This window comes from Nocardioides sp., from assembly GCF_041600255.1.
Taxonomy (GTDB): domain Bacteria; phylum Actinomycetota; class Actinomycetes; order Propionibacteriales; family Nocardioidaceae; genus Nocardioides.
The window spans coordinates 1-16,765 of sequence record NZ_JBFIKK010000013.1 but is presented as its reverse complement, the minus strand read 5'-3'; the positions used below and the strand labels follow the sequence as shown (position 1 = coordinate 16,765).

Annotated in this window: 17 protein-coding genes; 8 read left to right on the top strand and 9 right to left on the bottom strand. The window is 72.0% G+C overall.

All coding sequences use genetic code 11. The annotated features are described in order from the left end of the window. The first annotated feature begins 18 nt into the window (after window positions 1–18). Entirely contained in the window at window positions 19–1,215 is a 1,197-nt protein-coding gene (nhaA, locus tag ABZE72_RS02945) for a Na+/H+ antiporter NhaA (protein WP_372727528.1), read from the top strand. Window positions 1,216–1,343: 128 nt separating this feature from the next. On the opposite strand, the gene acs is transcribed toward nhaA, so the two are convergent. The 8 genes from acs to ABZE72_RS02905 form a co-directional block, all read right to left on the bottom strand. Further along, window positions 1,344–3,317: an acetate--CoA ligase gene (acs, locus tag ABZE72_RS02940; RefSeq protein ID WP_372727527.1), complete on the bottom strand. Its 1,974-nt coding sequence runs from the start codon at window positions 3,315–3,317 to the stop codon at window positions 1,344–1,346. 136 nt (window positions 3,318–3,453) lie between these two features. Further along, a complete protein-coding gene (locus ABZE72_RS02935) occupies window positions 3,454–5,079 on the bottom strand; it encodes a cation acetate symporter (RefSeq protein WP_372727526.1) in 1,626 nt (541 codons plus the stop codon). 1 nt (window position 5,080) lies between these two features. Further along, the gene (locus ABZE72_RS02930; RefSeq protein WP_372727525.1) at window positions 5,081–5,422 is read right to left on the bottom strand and encodes a DUF485 domain-containing protein; all 342 of its coding nucleotides are present in this window, start codon (window positions 5,420–5,422) and stop codon (window positions 5,081–5,083) included. A 107-nt stretch (window positions 5,423–5,529) separates the two neighbouring features. After that, a complete protein-coding gene (locus ABZE72_RS02925) occupies window positions 5,530–7,110 on the bottom strand; it encodes a cation acetate symporter (RefSeq protein ID WP_372727524.1) in 1,581 nt (526 codons plus the stop codon). Continuing rightward, complete coding sequence (locus ABZE72_RS02920; protein WP_372727523.1) at window positions 7,107–7,496, bottom strand: hypothetical protein; 390 nt, start codon at window positions 7,494–7,496, stop codon at window positions 7,107–7,109. Before ABZE72_RS02920 ends, ABZE72_RS02925 begins: the two co-directional genes overlap by 4 nt. Then, window positions 7,493–8,242: a LytR/AlgR family response regulator transcription factor gene (locus tag ABZE72_RS02915; protein WP_372727522.1), complete on the bottom strand. Its 750-nt coding sequence runs from the start codon at window positions 8,240–8,242 to the stop codon at window positions 7,493–7,495. The genes ABZE72_RS02920 and ABZE72_RS02915 overlap by 4 nt, the downstream gene beginning before the upstream one ends. Beyond that, window positions 8,239–9,351, bottom strand: coding sequence for a sensor histidine kinase (locus ABZE72_RS02910; protein ID WP_372727521.1), 1,113 nt, complete (start codon window positions 9,349–9,351; stop codon window positions 8,239–8,241). Before ABZE72_RS02910 ends, ABZE72_RS02915 begins: the two co-directional genes overlap by 4 nt. A 1-nt stretch (window position 9,352) precedes the next feature. Further along, window positions 9,353–10,243, bottom strand: a complete 891-nt coding sequence (locus tag ABZE72_RS02905) for a class I SAM-dependent methyltransferase (RefSeq protein ID WP_372727520.1) — start codon at window positions 10,241–10,243, stop codon at window positions 9,353–9,355. Between the two features lie 61 nt (window positions 10,244–10,304). Here ABZE72_RS02905 and ABZE72_RS02900 point away from each other — a divergent pair, with 61 nt between their 5' ends. Further along, a complete protein-coding gene (locus ABZE72_RS02900) occupies window positions 10,305–11,039 on the top strand; it encodes an oxidoreductase (RefSeq protein WP_372727519.1) in 735 nt (244 codons plus the stop codon). A gap of 285 nt (window positions 11,040–11,324) precedes the next feature. On the opposite strand, the gene ABZE72_RS02895 is transcribed toward ABZE72_RS02900, so the two are convergent. Further along, window positions 11,325–12,125: an HAD family hydrolase gene (locus tag ABZE72_RS02895; RefSeq protein ID WP_372727518.1), complete on the bottom strand. Its 801-nt coding sequence runs from the start codon at window positions 12,123–12,125 to the stop codon at window positions 11,325–11,327. Window positions 12,126–12,267: 142 nt separating this feature from the next. Between ABZE72_RS02895 and ssd the strand changes: the two genes are divergently transcribed. From ssd to ABZE72_RS02865, 6 genes are all read left to right on the top strand, one after another. Further along, window positions 12,268–13,314 carry a septum site-determining protein Ssd gene (ssd, locus tag ABZE72_RS02890; RefSeq protein ID WP_372727517.1) on the top strand — a complete coding sequence of 349 codons (1,047 nt, stop codon included), beginning with the start codon at window positions 12,268–12,270 and terminating at the stop codon, window positions 13,312–13,314. Continuing rightward, window positions 13,311–14,525 carry a TadA family conjugal transfer-associated ATPase gene (locus ABZE72_RS02885; RefSeq protein ID WP_372727516.1) on the top strand — a complete coding sequence of 405 codons (1,215 nt, stop codon included), beginning with the start codon at window positions 13,311–13,313 and terminating at the stop codon, window positions 14,523–14,525. Before ssd ends, ABZE72_RS02885 begins: the two co-directional genes overlap by 4 nt. Then, the gene (locus tag ABZE72_RS02880; protein WP_372727515.1) at window positions 14,522–15,295 is read left to right on the top strand and encodes a type II secretion system F family protein; all 774 of its coding nucleotides are present in this window, start codon (window positions 14,522–14,524) and stop codon (window positions 15,293–15,295) included. Before ABZE72_RS02885 ends, ABZE72_RS02880 begins: the two co-directional genes overlap by 4 nt. Continuing rightward, window positions 15,292–15,996 (top strand): type II secretion system F family protein, encoded by a 705-nt coding sequence (locus ABZE72_RS02875; protein WP_372727514.1) that lies wholly within the window; start codon window positions 15,292–15,294, stop codon window positions 15,994–15,996. Before ABZE72_RS02880 ends, ABZE72_RS02875 begins: the two co-directional genes overlap by 4 nt. A 137-nt stretch (window positions 15,997–16,133) precedes the next feature. Beyond that, complete coding sequence (locus tag ABZE72_RS02870) at window positions 16,134–16,334, top strand: DUF4244 domain-containing protein (RefSeq protein WP_372727513.1); 201 nt, start codon at window positions 16,134–16,136, stop codon at window positions 16,332–16,334. Beyond that, complete coding sequence (locus ABZE72_RS02865; protein WP_372727512.1) at window positions 16,331–16,729, top strand: TadE family type IV pilus minor pilin; 399 nt, start codon at window positions 16,331–16,333, stop codon at window positions 16,727–16,729. Before ABZE72_RS02870 ends, ABZE72_RS02865 begins: the two co-directional genes overlap by 4 nt. The last annotated feature ends 36 nt before the right edge of the window (window positions 16,730–16,765 follow it).

The window sequence follows — 16,765 nt, the reverse complement described above, 5'->3', positions numbered from 1 at the left end:
ACCGAGAGAAGCCAGTTGATGATCGTCGCCAAGAGCGCCCGGTTCTTCTTCCCCAAGCTCGACCGAAGCGAGTCGACGTTCCTCGGCGACTACCTGCGGCGCGAGACGGTCGGCGGCACCATCGCGCTGATCGCCGCCGCGATCGCCGTCGCCTGGGCGAACTCGCCGATCTCCGATGCGTACACCGCGTTCCAGGACTTCCAGCTCGGTCCCCTCGACATGAAGCACTGGGCCGCCGACGGCGCGCTGACGCTGTTCTTCTTCGTGGCCGGGCTCGAGCTCAAGCGTGAGTTCGTCGTGGGGTCGCTGCGCAAGCCGGTGGACGCCGCGGTGCCGGTGGTCGCCGCGATCTGCGGGGTCGCCGTACCTGCGGCGATCTACCTGGCCATCAACGCCAGCTACGACGGGGGCGACCTCGGCGGCTGGGCCATCCCCGCCGCCACCGACATCGCCTTCGCGCTCGCCGTGCTGGCGGTCGTGGGCAGCCACCTGCCCACCCCGCTGCGGGCCTTCCTGCTGACGCTGGCCGTGGTCGACGACCTGATCGTGATCGTGATCATCGCGATCTTCTTCACCTCGTCGCTCGCCCTGCTGCCGCTCGCGATCTCCGGGTTGGCGTTCGTGGCCTGGGCCCTGATGCAGCACTTCCGGGTGCACCTGCCGATCGCCTACATCGTGGTCGCGCTGGTCGCCTGGTGGTTCATGCACGAGAGCGGCATCCACGCGACCATCGCCGGCGTCGTCCTCGGTCTGCTCACCCGGGTGAAGCCCGACGAGACCGAGTCGCACAGCCCGGCCGAGCGGCTCGAGCACAAGCTGTCGCCGCTGTCCGCGGGGGTCGCCGTGCCGTTCTTCGCGCTGCTCTCCGCCGGCGTCGCCTTCGGTGGCGGCGCTGAGCTGGTCTCCGACCCGGTCGTGGTCGGCGTCGTGCTCGGCCTGGTGGTCGGCAAGCCGCTCGGGGTCTTCCTCGGCGCCTTCGTGGTCACCCGGGTGACTCGTGCCGAGCTGAACAAGGAGCTCTACTGGCGCGACATCGTCGGCGTGGCGGTGGTGGCCGGTGTCGGCTTCACGGTGTCGCTGCTGGTGGCCGAACTCTCCTTCACCGGCGACACGCGTGAGGCCGCCAAGGCCGCCGTCCTGGTCGGCTCCCTGATCTCGGCCGCTGTCGGCGCGCTGATCCTGGGGCACCGGGACCGCTTCCACTTCACCCCGTGACCTGCCACTTCTGGTTGCCGAACAGCCGCTGACCTGCCAGTTGTGGTGGCACAAATGCCGCTGACCCGTCACTTGTGGTTAACCACAAGTGACGGGTCAGCGGTTTGGGGCCAACCACAAGTGGCAGGTCAGTCCTCGTTCTTGTCGGAGGAGAGGCCCGCGGAGATCAGGTTCATCACCGAGGAGTCGGCCAGCGTCGTCACGTCACCGACCTCGCGGTGCTCGGCGACGTCCTTGAGCAGGCGGCGCATGATCTTGCCCGAGCGGGTCTTCGGCAGCTCCGGCACGATCATGATCTGACGCGGCTTGGCGATCGCGCCGATCTCCTTCTGCACGTGCTTGCGCAGCTCCTCGACGATGCCGTCGCCGCCGTCCCCGGCGCTCTCCCGCAGGATGACGAAGGCGCAGACCGCCTGCCCGGTGGTCTCGTCGGCCGCCCCCACCACGGCCGCCTCGGCGACCTTCGGGTGCGACACCAACGCCGACTCGATCTCGGTGGTGGACAGCCGGTGGCCGGACACGTTCATCACGTCGTCGACCCGGCCGAGCAGCCAGATGTCCCCGTCCTCGTCCTTCTTGGCGCCGTCGCCGGCGAAGTACATGGTCTTGAAGCGCGACCAGTACGTCTCCTTGAACCGGTCGTCGTCGCCCCAGATCGTCCGCAGCATCGAGGGCCAGGGCTCCCGGATCACCAAGTAGCCGCCGTGTCCGTTGGCGACCGACTGGCCCGCCTCGTCCACGACGTCCGCGACGACGCCCGGGATCGAGCGCATCGCGGAGCCCGGCTTGCCGGCGGTCACGCCCGGCAGCGGGCTGATCATGATCGCGCCGGTCTCGGTCTGCCACCAGGTGTCGACGATCGGGCACCGGTCGCCGCCGATGACCTCGCGGTACCACATGTACGCCTCGGGGTTGATCGACTCACCCACCGAGCCGAGCAGCCGCAGCGAGGACAGGTCGGCCTTGTCGGGGATCTCGCGCCCCCACTTCATGAAGGTCCGGATCGCGGTCGGGGCGGTGTAGAAGATCGTCACGCCGTACTGCTCGATGATCTCCCACCAGCGGCCCTTGTGCGGGCTGTCCGGGGTGCCCTCGTACATCACCTGGGTCGCACCGTTCGCCATCGGCCCGTAGACCATGTACGAGTGCCCGGTCACCCAGCCGATGTCGGCGGTGCACCAGTAGACGTCGGTCTCGGGCTTGAGGTCGAAGACCGCCGAGTGCGTGTACGACGTGCCGGCGAGGTAGCCGCCGGTCGTGTGCAGGATGCCCTTGGGCTTGCCGGTCGTGCCGGAGGTGTACATGACGTAGAGCGGGTGCTCGGCGTCGAAGGCCTCGGGGGTGTGGTCGCTGGACGCGGCGTCGACGACGTCGTGCCACCACACGTCGACGGCGTCGTCCCAGGCGACCTCCTGACCGGTACGGCGTACGACGAGCACGTGCTCGACGTCGAAGCCACCCGCGGCGGCCTTGGCCCGGGCCTCGTCGACGGCCGGCTTCAGGGCCGAGGCCGACCCCCGCCGGTAACCACCGTCGGAGGTGATCACGACCTTGGCCTGGCAGTCGGCGACGCGGGAGGCCAGGGCGTCGGAGGAGAAGCCTCCGAACACCACGGTGTGTGGCGCCCCGATCCGCGCGCAGGCCAGCATCGCGACGACGGCCTCGGGGATCATCGGCATGTAGATCGCCACCCGGTCACCGGCGGCGACCCCCAGCTCGGTCAGGGCGTTGGCGGCCCGGCTGACCTGGTCCTTCATGTCGGCGTAGGTGATCGTCCGGGTGTCGTCGGCGGGCTCGCCCACCCAGTGCAGCGCCACCCGGTCGCCGTGGCCGGCCTCGACGTGCCGGTCCACGCAGTTGTACGCCGCGTTGAGCCGGCCGCCGACGAACCACTTGGCGAAGGGCGGGTCGTCCCAGTCCAGGACCTGGTCCCAGCGCTTCGACCAGTCCAGCCGGTCGGCCTGCTCGGCCCAGAACCCCAACCGGTCGGCGTCGGCGCGGTCGTACGCCTCCGCCTTCATGTTGGCCTCGGCGGCCAGCTCGGCGGGCGGCTCGAACGTCCGGTCCTCGTGCGACAGGTTGTCCAGGGTCTCTTCGCTCACGATCTCTCCCGTGTTGGTGCGTGGTGGCGTGTTCGCCACTGTAGGACGTGGGGGCCCCTCGACGTCCAGCACTGTCGAGGGGCCCGAGGGGGGCCGCTCCCGGCTCCCGAGAGCGTCGGGACCGGCCCCCCGGGACTCAGTGGACCAGCGCCTTCTCCGAGCCGGCACCGGACAGGGCCCGGACCTCCAGCTCGGTGAAGCGGTCCTCGGCGGCGGGCTCGCGGCGCGACATGGTGCCCAGGAACCCGAAGAGGAAGCCCAGCGGGATCGAGACGATGCCCGGGTTCTCCAGGGGGAACCAGGCGATGTCGATGCTGGCCGGCAGCAGGCTCTGGTTGACCCCGTCGACGATGCCCTTGCCGGACATGATCGGCGAGAAGATCACCAGGCCCACCGACGAGATCAGACCGCCGTAGATGCTCCAGGTGGCGCCCCGGGTGTTGAAGCGTCGCCAGAACATGTTGTAGACGATCGCCGGCAGGTTCGCCGACGCCGCGACCGCGAAGGCGAGCGCGACCAGGAAGGCGATGTTGAGGTTCTGCGCCGGGATCGCCAGCAGGATCGCAATCAGGCCGATCGAGAACGCCGCGATCCGGGTCACCTTGATCTCCTGCTTCTCGGTCGCCCGGCCCTTCTTGATCACGTTGTTGTAGATGTCGTGGGCCACCGACGCCGACGAGGTCAGCGTCAGCCCGGCGACCACCGCGAGGATGGTCGCGAACGCCACGGCCGAGATCACCGCGAGCAAAACGGCACCACCGGTCGACCCGGCACCACCACCGACCGCTTCGGCGAGCAACGGCGAGGCCAGGTTGCCCTTGCTGGTCGCCACCTGGTCGGCCTTGTCGCCGGACAGCAGCGCGGCGGCACCGAAGCCCAGGACCAGCGTGAACAGGTAGAAGACGCCGATCAGGCCGATGGCCCAGAGCACCGACTTCCGGGCGTCGCGCGAGGTCGGCACGGTGTAGAAGCGGATCAGGATGTGCGGCAGACCCGCGGTGCCGAGCACCAGGGCGAGCCCGAGGCTGACGAAGTCGAGCTTGCTCGTGGTGGAGCCGCCGAACTTGAGGCCGGGCTCCAGGAACGCCTGGCCCTTGCCGCTGTTGCTGGCGGCCGCGCCGAGCAGGTCGGAGAGGTTGAAGCTGAACTTCCACAGCACGAGTACGACGATCAGCGCGGAGCCGGTCATCAGCAGCACGGCCTTGACGATCTGCACCCAGGTGGTGCCGCGCATGCCGCCGACGGTCACGTAGAAGATCATCAGGATGCCGACCGCGAAGATGACCAGGTTCTTCACCGCCTGGCTGTCGACGCCGAGCAGCAGCGCGACCAGGGCGCCGGCGCCGACCATCTGCGCGAGCAGGTAGAAGATCGAGACCACCACGGTCGAGGTGGCGGCGGCCATCCGCACCGGCGTCTGCTTCATCCGGTAGGCCAGCTGGTCGGCCATCGTGTACCGACCCGAGTTGCGCAGCATCTCCGCGACGAGCAGCAGCGCGACCAGCCAGGCCACCAGGAAGCCGACCGAGTAGAGGAAGCCGTCGTACCCGTTCAGGGCGATGGCGCCGGAGATCCCGAGGAAGGAGGCGGCCGACATGTAGTCGCCGCCGATCGCGAAGCCGTTCTGCACCGGGGTGAAGGAGCGGCCGCCGGCGTAGAAGTTGGCCGAGCCGGAGCCCTGCCGGCTGGCCCAGACGGTGATCCCGACGGTCAGTGCGACGACGGCCAGGAACAAGAACGTGGTGAGAATCTGGTGATCCATGTCAGCGGCCCGTCTCGTAGTGGTCGTTGAGGTGGCGGGCCAACGGGTCGAGCTTGGCCGTGGAGTAGCGGCTGTAGAGCCAGGCGAGCGCGAAGGTCGTCACGAACTGGAGCAGGCCGAAGACGAGGGCGACGTTGATGTTGCCGACCAGGCGGATGTTCATGAACCCGGTGGCCCAGTTCGACATGACGACGTAGAGCAGGTACCAGGCCAGGAAGGCGATCGTGGCCGGGAAGACGAAGCTGCGGTAGGCGCGACGCAGCTCTTTGAACTCATCGGTGGCGGCGAGCTGGTCGTAGACCGGATCGTGGCGCTCTGCCTGGTCGTGCTGGGTGTCGGACACCGGGAACCCCTCTCGGACGGGTGTGATCGTCGTCACCGTAGGAGCGGGGGTGCGGCCGCTGACAGGCCTCGTCGGCCGTGCCGCGCCGAGCGGCGGGGTCGAATCGCTCAGCGGTCGGAATCGAGCGACGAACGGTCGAGATGGCCGTCCAGGCCGCGCTCCACGGCGAGCTCCTCCGGGGTGTGCAACCGCACCAGGAACCGACCGGTGTGCCCGGGGACCCGGCCGGGGGTCAGCAGGCTGGCCAGCACCATGGTGAGGAAGGCCAGCGGCACGCTCCAGGCCGCCGGCTGCGACATCAGCACGTCCGCCCAGCCCTGCCGTCCCTCGGTTGCCGCCATCGTCCACGCCACGGCGGCCCCCGAGCCCAGCCCTCCCGCCGCCAGTCCGGCGATCGCGCCGACATCGGTCAACCGACGCCACCAGATCCCGAGCACCAGCAGCGGGCAGAAGGTCGAGGCAGCGACCGCGAACGCCAGCCCGACCGCCCGAGCCACCCCGAGGTCGGGGCTGACCAGGGCGGCGGTCGCGGGCACCAGCACGGCCACCACGGCGCCGACCCGGAAGGCGGCGATCCCGCCGAGGCGCCGCCCGGCGTACGCCCGACCGGTGACGTCCTGGCTCAGCACGCCCGCGACGGCGATGCTCAGGCCGGACGCGGTGGACAGGAAGGCCGCGAAGGCGCCCGCGGTGACCAGCCCGGTGAGCAGCTCCCCGCCGGCCCCCGGCAGCATCAGCCGGGGCAGCTCGAGCACCAGGGTGTCCGCGCGGTCCGACCCGACCAGCTCCGGAGCGTAGATCCGACCGAGCAGACCGTAGATCGGCGGCAACAGGTAGAAGAGCCCGAGCAGGACCAGCACCACCAGCGTCGTACGACGGGCCGCGCGCCCGTCCGGGTTGGTGTAGAAGCGGACGACCACGTGCGGCAGGCCCATCGTGCCCAGGAAGGTCGCCACGATCAGCGAGTAGGTCAGGTACAGCTCCTGCCCGCCCCCGCCCCCGCCCGCCGGTGAGGACCAGTCCAGCGACCCGGGGATGCCCGCGGTCCCACGTTCGCCCGCCCAGACCACCAGCAGGACCGCGGCGGGCAGCAGCAGGGCGGTCAGCTTGAGCCAGTACTGGAAGGCCTGGACGAAGGTGATGCTGCGCATGCCCCCCGAGGTGACGTTGAGCAGGACCACCAGCGCGACGATCGCCGGGCCGACCCATGCCGGGGCCCCGATCGCCGCCTCCAGGGTGATCCCGGCGCCCATGAACTGCGGCAGCAGGTAGAGCCAGCCGACCGCCACGACCAGGACCGAGCAGACCGCTCGGACGCCGCGGGAGCCGAGCCGGGCCTCGGCGAAGTCCGGCAGCGTGTAGGCGCCCGAACGACGCAGGGGAGCCGCGACCAGCACCAGCAGGACGAGGTAGCCGGCCGTCCAGCCGACCGGGTACCAGAGCATGTCGGCGCCGAAGGTCAGCACGAGCCCGGCCACGCCCAGGAAGGAGGCCGCGGAGAGGTACTCGCCACCGATGGCCGAGGCGTTCAGGCCGGGATGGACCGTGCGCGAGGCCACGAAGAAGTCGCTGGTGGTGCGCGACAGGCGCAGCCCCCACGCCCCGATGGCCAGCGTCGTGACCGTCACCAGCACCACGGCGACGACACCGGGCACCGTGTCGATCCCGTCCGGAGCCAGCACGCTCACCGGGAGGCCTCGCCGATCAGCTCGGCAAAGTCGCGCTCGTTGCGTTCGGCTCGGCGGACGTGGCGCCAGCCGAGCAGCACCAGCCACGGATAGACCAGGACGCCGGGCAGCAGCCAGGGCAGCGGCACCCCCAGCACGCTGGCCGACGCCGTCGCCGGCACGAGCACGAAGAGCAGCGGGAGGACCGCCACCGTGCCGACCAGCAGGAGCAGGGTCCGTCGGGCCAGGCGGAGCTGCTCGCGCACCAGTGAACCCATGTACATGTCGCCCAGCCGGGTCTCGGCATCGATGTCGCTGGTCCGCGCCCGCGGCGTACGACGACGTGGCGGCCCGGTCACCCGGACCCGCTCGCGTGGCGGCTGACCCGAGGGCCGGGGGCTGGTCACGGGCCCTCGGCCCCCGACGCCCGGCCGAGCAGCAGGTTGCGCAGCTCGCGGGTGTGGCGGCGGCTGACGGCCAGCTCGACGTCGTCCGGGCCGGTCAGCAGCACCGTGCAGCGTCCGGCGTCCATCCGGACCTCGCGGATGTGGGCGAGCGAGACCAGCAACGAGCGGTGGATCCGGACGAAGCCGGCCTCGGCCCACTCCTCCTCCAGCGTGGACAGCGGTGTCCGGACCAGGTGCGCGCCGGCGGCGGTGTGCAGCCGGGCGTAGTCCCCGTGTGCCTCGACGTGGCTGATCTCGGAGCGGTTCAGGAAGCGGGTCACCCCGGCCCGCTCCACCGGGACCTGCAGGTCCTGCTCGGAGGCGGGTCGTTCGCCGCCCTCGACCACGCGGCGTACGGCCTCGGCGAGGCGGTCCGCCCGGACGGGCTTGAGGACGTAGTCGACCGCCCGGAGGTCGAACGCGTCGACCGCGTGCCCCTCGTGCGCGGTCACGAAGACGATCGGGGGCGGGGTGCGGAAGCGGGCGAGCACCTGGGCGAGCTCGAGGCCGCTGAGGCCCGGCATCTGGATGTCGAGGAAGAGCGCGTCGATCTCGTGCTCCTGCAGGATGCGCAGGCCGTCGGTGGCCGACTGGCTGGTGTGGATCTCCCCGATCCGCGGGTCGCGGCCCAGCAGGTAGGCCAGCTCGTCGAGCGCGGGCCGCTCGTCGTCGACGACCAGCACCCGCAACGCTGCCGACGGGCTCATGCGTGCACGCCCGGCGCGAACTTCGGCACGCGCACGATCACCTTCGTGCCCGCCCCCGGTGCCGTCTCCACGACGAGACCGTAGTCGTCCCCGAACGCGTGGCGCAGCCGGCTGTCGACGTTGCCGAGGCCGACCGAGTCGAGCGCGGTGTCGCCGGCGAGCGCACGTCTCACCCGTTCAGGCTCTTCGCCGGCACCGTCGTCCTCGACCTCGATCACGCACTCCTGGCCGCGGTCCGCGGCGACGATCGTGATGTGTCCGCCGCCCTCGGAGGACTCGAGCCCGTGGCGCACCGCGTTCTCCACCAGGGGCTGGATGCACAGGAACGGCACCACCACCGGCAGCACCTCGGGGCTGACGCTCAGCGTGAGCCGCAACCGGTCGCCGAAGCGGGCCTGCTCGAGCAGGAGGTAGCGCTCGACCGAGCGGAGCTCCTCGGCCAGCGTGGTGAACTCGCCGTGGGTGCGGAACGAGTAGCGGGTGAAGTCCGCGAACTCCAGCAGCAGGTCCCGGGCCCGGTCCGGGTCGGTGCGGACGAACGACGCGATCGCGCCCAGCGAGTTGTAGATGAAGTGCGGGCTGATCTGGGCCCGCAGGGCACGGACCTCGGCCTCCATCAGTCGAGTCCGCGACGCGTCCAGCTCGGCCAGCTCGAGCTGGCCCGAGACCCACTGGGCCACCTCGTCCGCTGCACGGCCCAGCCAGGCGCTCGGGTACGTCGCGAAGACCTGCAGGGTGCCCACGAGCCGCTCCTCGACGACCAGCGGACTCACCACCGCGGTCCGGACGTCGCACCCGCTCGTCGTACAGGGCAGGTCGACGCGGTCGAACATCCGGGTGCTGCCGCGCTCGACCGTCGCCCGCGCCAACGCCGCAGCCTGCTCCTGGTGGTGCTGGCCGGCGCCGTGCCAGGCAAGCAGGCCCTCGGTGTCGGTCAGGGCCACGGCGGGCGTGCCGAGCAGGTCGTGCAGGTGCCGGATGCTCCGCTCGGCGCTGGTGGCGGTCAGGCCCTCCCGCAGCGCGGGCGAGGCCAGGGAGGCGCTGTGCAGCGTGCGGAACGTGGCGCGGTCGGTCTCCGACCCGAGATGGGGACGCCGCCAGCGGGACATGTCAGCGGAAGTCGATCAGCAACATGTCCGTGTCGGTGCCGTCGGAGACGTCGAACTCCCCGGTGGCACCGGGCTCCGGCCGGGTCGGGTCGGCGTCGGCTTCGGTGCCCTCGGGGGAGTGGGCGCGCGGGCCGCTCGCGCCCGGTGGCGTCACCACCCGCGCCTTGAAGCAGCGCGCGGTGTAGGGCAGCTGCATGCCGTCCATCCCCCGGCCGTAGTCGTCGTAGAAGGCGAGCACCTCGGCCAGCTTGGCCTCCTGGGCCTCGGGGGCGAGGCTCAGGATGTTCGAGCGGCTCAACGCGAGGTCCTGGATGGTGCGCCGGTCGACCTGCTGCCAGAAACGGAACGTCTCCTCGTCCACGAAGCCGAAGAGCGTCGAGGCGATCAGGGGCTCGGCCGGCGCCTCGACCTGGTCCTGGTTGCCGATCAGCGCGCCGAGGCGGCGTACCCAGGGGATCCGCTGGTCGGGCTGGTTCCAGGCGAGGGCGAGGCTGCCGCCGGGCTTGAGCACTCGGGCGATCTCGGGCAGGGCGCGGGCGCTGTCGAACCAGTGGAACGCCTGGGCGCAGACCACGACGTCGACGGATCGGTCCGCCAGCGGGATCTCCTCGGCCGGCGCGAGGGTGGTGCGGACGTCGGGCAACCGCTGCTGCAGGACGGCGAGCATCTCGGCGTCGAGGTCGGTGGCGTGCACGTCGTGACCGAGCGCGACCAGTTCGTCGGTCAGTTTGCCGGTGCCGGCGCCGAGCTCGAGGACGGTGCGCGGCTGGTCGCCGACCAGCCACCGGGCTGCCTCCCGGGGGTACGACGGCCGGCCGCGGTCGTAGGCGCGGGCCACCGTCCCGAAGGCTCGCGACCCCGAGGCGGCGAAGGGCTCCTGCTCGTCACTCATCTGTCGCAGGCTACCGGCTGGATGAAGGCCGATCGCGCAGCACTGGCTAGCCTTCGGCACCATGAGCGCAGATCCCCTGGAGTGGTTGACGTCCCTCGAGGGCGTGCCGTCGGTGTACGCCTCCACGCGGGACGGCATCGACGTGATGCTGCGCGACCGGGGGTTGCGTCGTACGTCCCCGGAGATGACGGCCGAGTCGCTGCTGCGGGGTGCCCACGCGAGTGCCGTGCTGGAGGGGTCGAGCTCCTCCCTGGCCGAGATCCGTGCCGGCGACGGCGACGAGGTGGCCCAGGCATCGGTCCGGGTCTCCACCGAGCTGCTCTCGCTGTCCCCGACGCTGAACCGCTCGCCCCTGCAGGCGTTCGCGCGGATCCACGCCCTGGCCGGAGGGACCCAGGTGCCGACCGAGCAGCTGGGTCGACCCCGCAACGAGGACGCCGCGGCTCGCCTGCGCGACCTCTCCGCGCTGCTGCTCGCGCCGACCTCCGCCCCTGCCCTTCTGGTGGCGGCGCTGGTCCACGCCGACCTCGTCACCGCGGCGCCGTTCGCCTCCCACAACGGGATCGTGGCCCGGGCCGCCGAACGTCTGGTGCTGATCGCTCGCGGGGTGGACGAGAAGTCGCTGGTGGTGCCGGAGGCCGGGCACCTGGCGCTGCGGGCGGAGTACGAGTCGAACCTGCGGGGCTACCGCGAGGGCGGAGCGTCCGGCGTCCACGCCTGGCTGCTGTACGCGGCCGAGGCGTTCGCCGCCGGTGCCGAGGCGAGCCCGCTGGTCAGGGCCGCCGACCAGGGCTGAGCCGGGCGGACCGACCGGGTGCGGACAGGCAAGCGGCACCCGATTCGCGAAGATTCGGGTGCCGCCGCGGACATGTGATCCATGTGGCTACCAAGCGTGCACTCATCTGCTGCCCCGGGAGTATCCCGATGTGGCTAGCGCCCTGAAGGAAGGGTGGATCGCCGCGTGGGTACCGGAATCACATGTTGCTTCTGTAGTTCTGTCTCTTGTCTACGCCGCTTTGCCCACGGGTTCAAGGCTTGACATTTGCCGCGGGTGCGCGATGAGGGTGGCGCCCGGCAGGGCTCAGGCCCCGAGGCGCCGCTTGCGGGCGTTGACCCACAGCACGCCGCCGACGGCGACGACACCGCCGACCGCCAGCGCGGCCAGGGTCTGCTTGGCCGGTGGCAGCGGCAGACGGCTCTGCAGGGCGACCGGCTTGGTGAACACCAGCACCGGCCAGCCGTTCGCCTCGGCCACCTTGCGGAGCTCGCGGTCGGGGTTGACGGCGAAGGGGTGGCCCACCGCCTCGAGCATCGGGACGTCGGTGATGGAGTCGCTGTAGGCGTAGCTGCGCTCCAGGTCGTACCCGACCTCCTCGGCGAGCTCGCGGATCGCCTTCGCCTTCTCCTCGGCGTAGGCGTAGTACTCGATCTCGCCGGTGTAGCGGCCGTCCTCGATGGCCAGTCGGGTGGCGACCACCCGGTCGGCGCCGAGCATCTCGCCGATCGGGCCGACCACCTCGGTGCCCGAGGTGGAGACGATGACGACATCGCGGCCGGCGAGGTGGTGCTCCTCGATCAGCGAAACGGCCTCGTCGTACACGATCGGGTCGACGACGTGGTGCAGCGTCTCGGCCACGATCTCGCGCACGGTCGCCACGTCCCACCCGGCGCACAACTGGGACATGAACTGGCGCAGCTTCTCCATCTGGTCGTGGTCGGCGCCGCCGACCAGGTAGACGAACTGGGCGTACGCCGAGCGGAGGACGGCGCGCCGCGAGATCAGGCCACCGGCCTGGAAGGGCTTGCTGAAGGCCAGGGTGCTCGACTTGGCGATGATCGTCTTGTCGAGGTCGAAGAAGGCTGCGGGGGGGCGGTGAGCCATGGGCTCATCGTAGGTGTGGCTCGGGGTTCTCGACCGCAGGAACTGCCCACCTGGTCTCCACAACTCGTCTCGACGGTCTGCTTGTCCACAGGCCAGTCCCGTCCGGAGCGGTGTGGCGGGTGCCCGCGGCGACGCTGACGCCATGACCGCTCCTCTCCTGATCACCCGTGACGAGACCCTCCTCGACGAGCTGCTCCGGCTCTCCGCAGCTGCCGGGATCACCCCCGAGGTCGCTCGCGACGGGGCTGCCGCGCTGCGCGCCTGGAACGCCGCCTCCTTGGTCTTCCTCGGGGCCGACCTCGCGGACGAGGTGGCGCGCACGGCCCCGGCTCGCCGTGCCGGAGTCCACGTGGTGGCCTGGGGTTCGGTGCCCGACGACCTCTTCAAGGTCGCGCTCGCCGTCGGCGCCGAGAACGTCGCCGAGCTCCCGCGGTCGGGGACGTGGCTGACCGAGACCCTGACCGATGCCGGTGACCCGGGGCGCAGCCGCGGCCTGGTCGTGGGGGTGATCGGTGGGTCCGGGGGAGCGGGGGCGACGACGTTCGCGTGCGCCCTGGGTCAGATGGCGGCGAGGTCCGGGCCGGCGCTCGTCGTCGACGCCGACCCGCTGGGCCCCGGCACCGATCGCGTCCTGGGCCTCGAGGGTCAGGAGGGAGTCCGCTGGGACTCCCTGTGCCGGACCACGGGTCGGCTGAGCTCTCGCTCGCTGCGCGAGGCCGTGCCGGGTCGCTCCGGTCTCGGGGTCCTCACCTGGCACGCGGGCGCTGCGGCGCCGCTGCCGGCCTTCGCTGCCCGCGAGGCGCTCTCCGCAGCCGAGCGTGGCCACGACACGGTGGTGCTGGACCTTCCTCGCTCCAGCGACGAGGTGGTCGAGGAGCTCATCGCCCGGTGCGAGCGGGTCCTCGTGGTCGTGGTGCCCACGGTGGCCGGGGTCGCCTCCGCGAGTCGGCTCTGCGCCCGCATCGCCGACCCGCTGCGGCTGCGCCTCGTGATCCGCGGGCGCGGGGTGGAGCCGGCGGTGCTGGCGCGGACCACGGGCGTGCCCGTGCTCGCCTCGATGGGTGACCAGCGCGGTCTCGCGGAGTCCATCGACCTCGGGCTGGGCCCGGTGCGCAACCACCGTGGCCCGCTCGGGAGGGCCGCTGGCGAGGTGCTGACCCAGCTCTCGTTGCTGTCGGCGGCCGCATGAGCCTGCGGGAGGACCGCGACGTCACCCGGGGCGAGCTCGCCGACCTCGAGGTCGTCCGCGAGCGCCTCGCCCGCGAGCCCGGCGAGCTGACGCCGCACCGGGTGGCCCAGGCCTTGCGTGGGTCCGGTCGTCCGGTCGGCGACGAGACGGTCCTGCGGGTGCACGAGGCGCTTCGTCGCGACGTGCTCGGGGCCGGGCCGCTCGATCCGCTGCTGCGGGTGGAGGGGGTCACGGATGTCCTCGTCAACGGTCCGGAACGGGTCTACCTCGACCGCGGCCAAGGCCTGGAGCTCACGTCCGTGCGGTTCCCCGACGAGGAGGCGGTGCGCCGCCTGGCGCAGAGACTGGCAGCCTCGGGCGGGCGTCGGCTCGACGACGCCTCGCCCCAGGTCGACCTCCGGCTGGTCGACGGGACGCGATTCCACTGCGTGCTCGCCCCCATTGCTCGCCCGGGCACGCTCATCTCACTGCGTGTGCCCCGTGCCCGTGGCTTCTCGGTGGAGGAGCTCCTCGCTGCGGGTGCGCTGACCCGTGAGAGCGCCCGGTTGGTCCGGGCGATCGTGGGCGCGCGTCTGGCCTTCCTGGTCAGCGGCGGCACAGGGTCGGGGAAGACGACGCTGCTGGCCGCGCTGCTCGGCACGGTCGATCCCGGCGAACGCCTCGTGCTGGTCGAGGACTCCAGCGAACTTCGCCCGGCGCACCCGCACGTCGTGGCGCTGGAGAGCCGACCGCCGAACATCGAGGGCGCCGGCGAGGTGGATCTGCGCACGCTGGTCCGCCAGGCGCTCCGGATGCGACCGGACCGCCTCGTGGTCGGCGAGGTGCGTGGCGCCGAGGTGGTCGACCTGCTGGCGGCGCTCAACACCGGCCACCAGGGTGGCTGCGGGACGCTGCACGCCAACTCCGCCGCCGACGTATCGGCTCGGGTGGAGGCGCTGGCGCTGGCCGGTGGACTGGGTCGGGACGCGGTGCACAGTCAACTGGGCGCGGCGCTGGACGTGGTGCTCCATCTGGACCGGGCCTCGGATGGTCGCCGACAGCTGCGCGAGGTGGCGATGCCGGAGCGGAGTCCGGACGGGCTCGTCTCGATGGTGACGGCCTGGCGTCTCGCGCCGGACGGGGCGGCGAGCGAGTTCGGTCCGGCTGCCGCCCGTCTCGCGGACCGCCTCGGTGGAGGCGGTGGGTTCGCGGAGCCGGGAGTCTCGAGGTGATCGCGCTCAGCGTGATCAGTGCCGCGCTCGTGGCCGGCCTGCTGGTGCGGCCTCCCCTGGCGCGAACGCTCCGAGATGCCGGGCCCGACCCACGCGGGGTGGTGGGAGTCGTCGTCGCCGGGGTCACCGTGCTCGTCCTCGCCGTCTCTGCGGACACGGTGGCCCTGGTACTGATCGGGGTGGCGGCTTTCGCCGGCGGCAGTGCGCTCTGGCGTCGCCGCCGGGCCGAGGTGCGGGCGATGACCGTCTCGCATGCGGTCGTCGAGGTGTGCGAACTGCTCGCGGCTGAGCTCTCCGCGGGGCAGCCCCCCGGGAGCGCCCTGGAGCACGCGGCTCGGGCGTGGTCACCGCTGGCCAGTGTGGGGGAGACCTTCCGGGTGGGCGGGGATGTCGCCGATGCCCTCGACGACCTGTCGCGCCGTCGGGGGGCGTCCGACCTCCGCCACGTCGCCGCGGCGTGGCGGGTGGCCCATCGGACCGGTCAGGGGCTGGCCGACGCCGTGAGCAGGGTGGCCGCCGGTGCCCGGGAGGCTGAGCAGTCCCGGCAGGTGGTGCGTGGCGAGCTGGCGTCCGCGCGGAGTACGGCGCGCCTGATGGCGGCTCTGCCGGTGATGTCCTTGACGGTCGGCTCCGGCTCGGGGGGAGATCCCTGGGCGTTCCTCCTGCACACCCCCGCTGGTCTCGCCTGTCTGGCGGCGGGGCTGGCCTTCGCGCTGGCGGGTCTGTGGTGGATCGAGTCCCTCGCCGGCGCGGTCGAGCAGCCGCGATGACCGGCCTGGCGGTGGTGGCTGCGGCGGTGGCGGCGTGGTTGATCGTCCCCCGGCCACCGCCCGCGCCCGTCCCGCCTGCGCCTGTCCCGGTCCGGGCGAGCTCCGAGCTTCCGCGCCGGCTGCTGGTCTCGGTGGCGGCGGGCGTCGGGGTCGCCGTGGTGCTACCGGGAGCGTTGGCCCCCCTGCTCGGGCTGGCCGGTGCGGTCGCGGCGTGGATCGTGGTCGGGCGGGCGGAGTCGCCGCAGACCCGACGCTCACGAGCCGAGGTGCGTCGCGACCTGCCCCACGTCGTGAACCTGCTCGCAGCGGCCCTGGGGTCCGGCGCCGCCCCGGGCGAGGCGCTCGAGGTGGTGACCACTGCCCTGCCGGGCGCAGCCGTCGACCGGCTCGCGCCGGTGCGGAACCGGCTCGCACTGGGGGTCGACCCCGGCCGGGCGTGGGGGACTCTGGTCGGCGACCCCGAGCTGGCTCCGCTCGCGCGCACCTGGGTGCGCGCCCACGAGACGGGCGCCCCCGTGGTCGCCAGCATGCTGCGGCTGGCCGACGACCTGACCCGTTCCTCGCGGGCGGAGGTCGAGAGTCGAGCCCGGTCCGTGGGGGTGAAGGCAGCCGTCCCGCTCGGGGTCTGCCTGCTGCCCGCCTTCCTGCTGATCGGCATCGTGCCCGTGGTGGCTGGGATGGTCGGCGCCCTGCGCTTCTGAGTCGCTGGTCGTCCACGTCGGCAGGCCGCGCGAGCCTCGTGCACAGGTCGGCAGCGGCGACCACCGCGGCGTCCGGATTCGCCCGACTCTGGTGTCCGACGGGCCGCGCCCGCGGCCTCGAGATGAAGGAGAACACCATGTCCATGACCACCACCCGCAGCCTGCGCCGTGCCTCTCGTCGTGCCGAGGCGGGCATCACCACCGCCGAGTACGCCGTCGGAACGGCCGCCGGCTGTGGCTTCGCCGGGCTGCTCTACAAGTTCCTCACCGGCGACGTCGGGCAGACGCTGCTCAAGACCATCTTCGACACCGTGATCTCCGGGTTCGGCTGGGGATGAGCACCTCTCGTGCTCGACGGGTCGATGAGCGGGGCGCGGTCACCGCCGAGCTCGCCATGGTGCTGCCGATGCTCCTGGCGGTGACCGCGGGGCTGATCTGGATGCTGGGTCTGGCGACCACCCACGTCCGCGTGGTGGATGCCGCTCGGGAGAGCGCCCGAGCGGCGGCCCGGGGTGAGAGCGCGGAGCAGGCGGTGGCGCGGGGGCTGGAGGTCGCGCCGCCGGGCAGCCGGATCACGGTGCGTCAGCAGGGGGATCGCCTGGTCGCCCAGGTCGAGGACGAGGTCGGAGGTCCGGGAGGCCTCTTCGGTTTCCTCCCCTCGGTCACGGTGCGGGCGGAGGCGGTCGCGGCCGCCGAGCAGGGGGTCGGCCCGGGCAGCGGGGCGCTCCCATGAGGCTGCGGGACGAGCGGGGGGCCGTGGTGCCGTTCG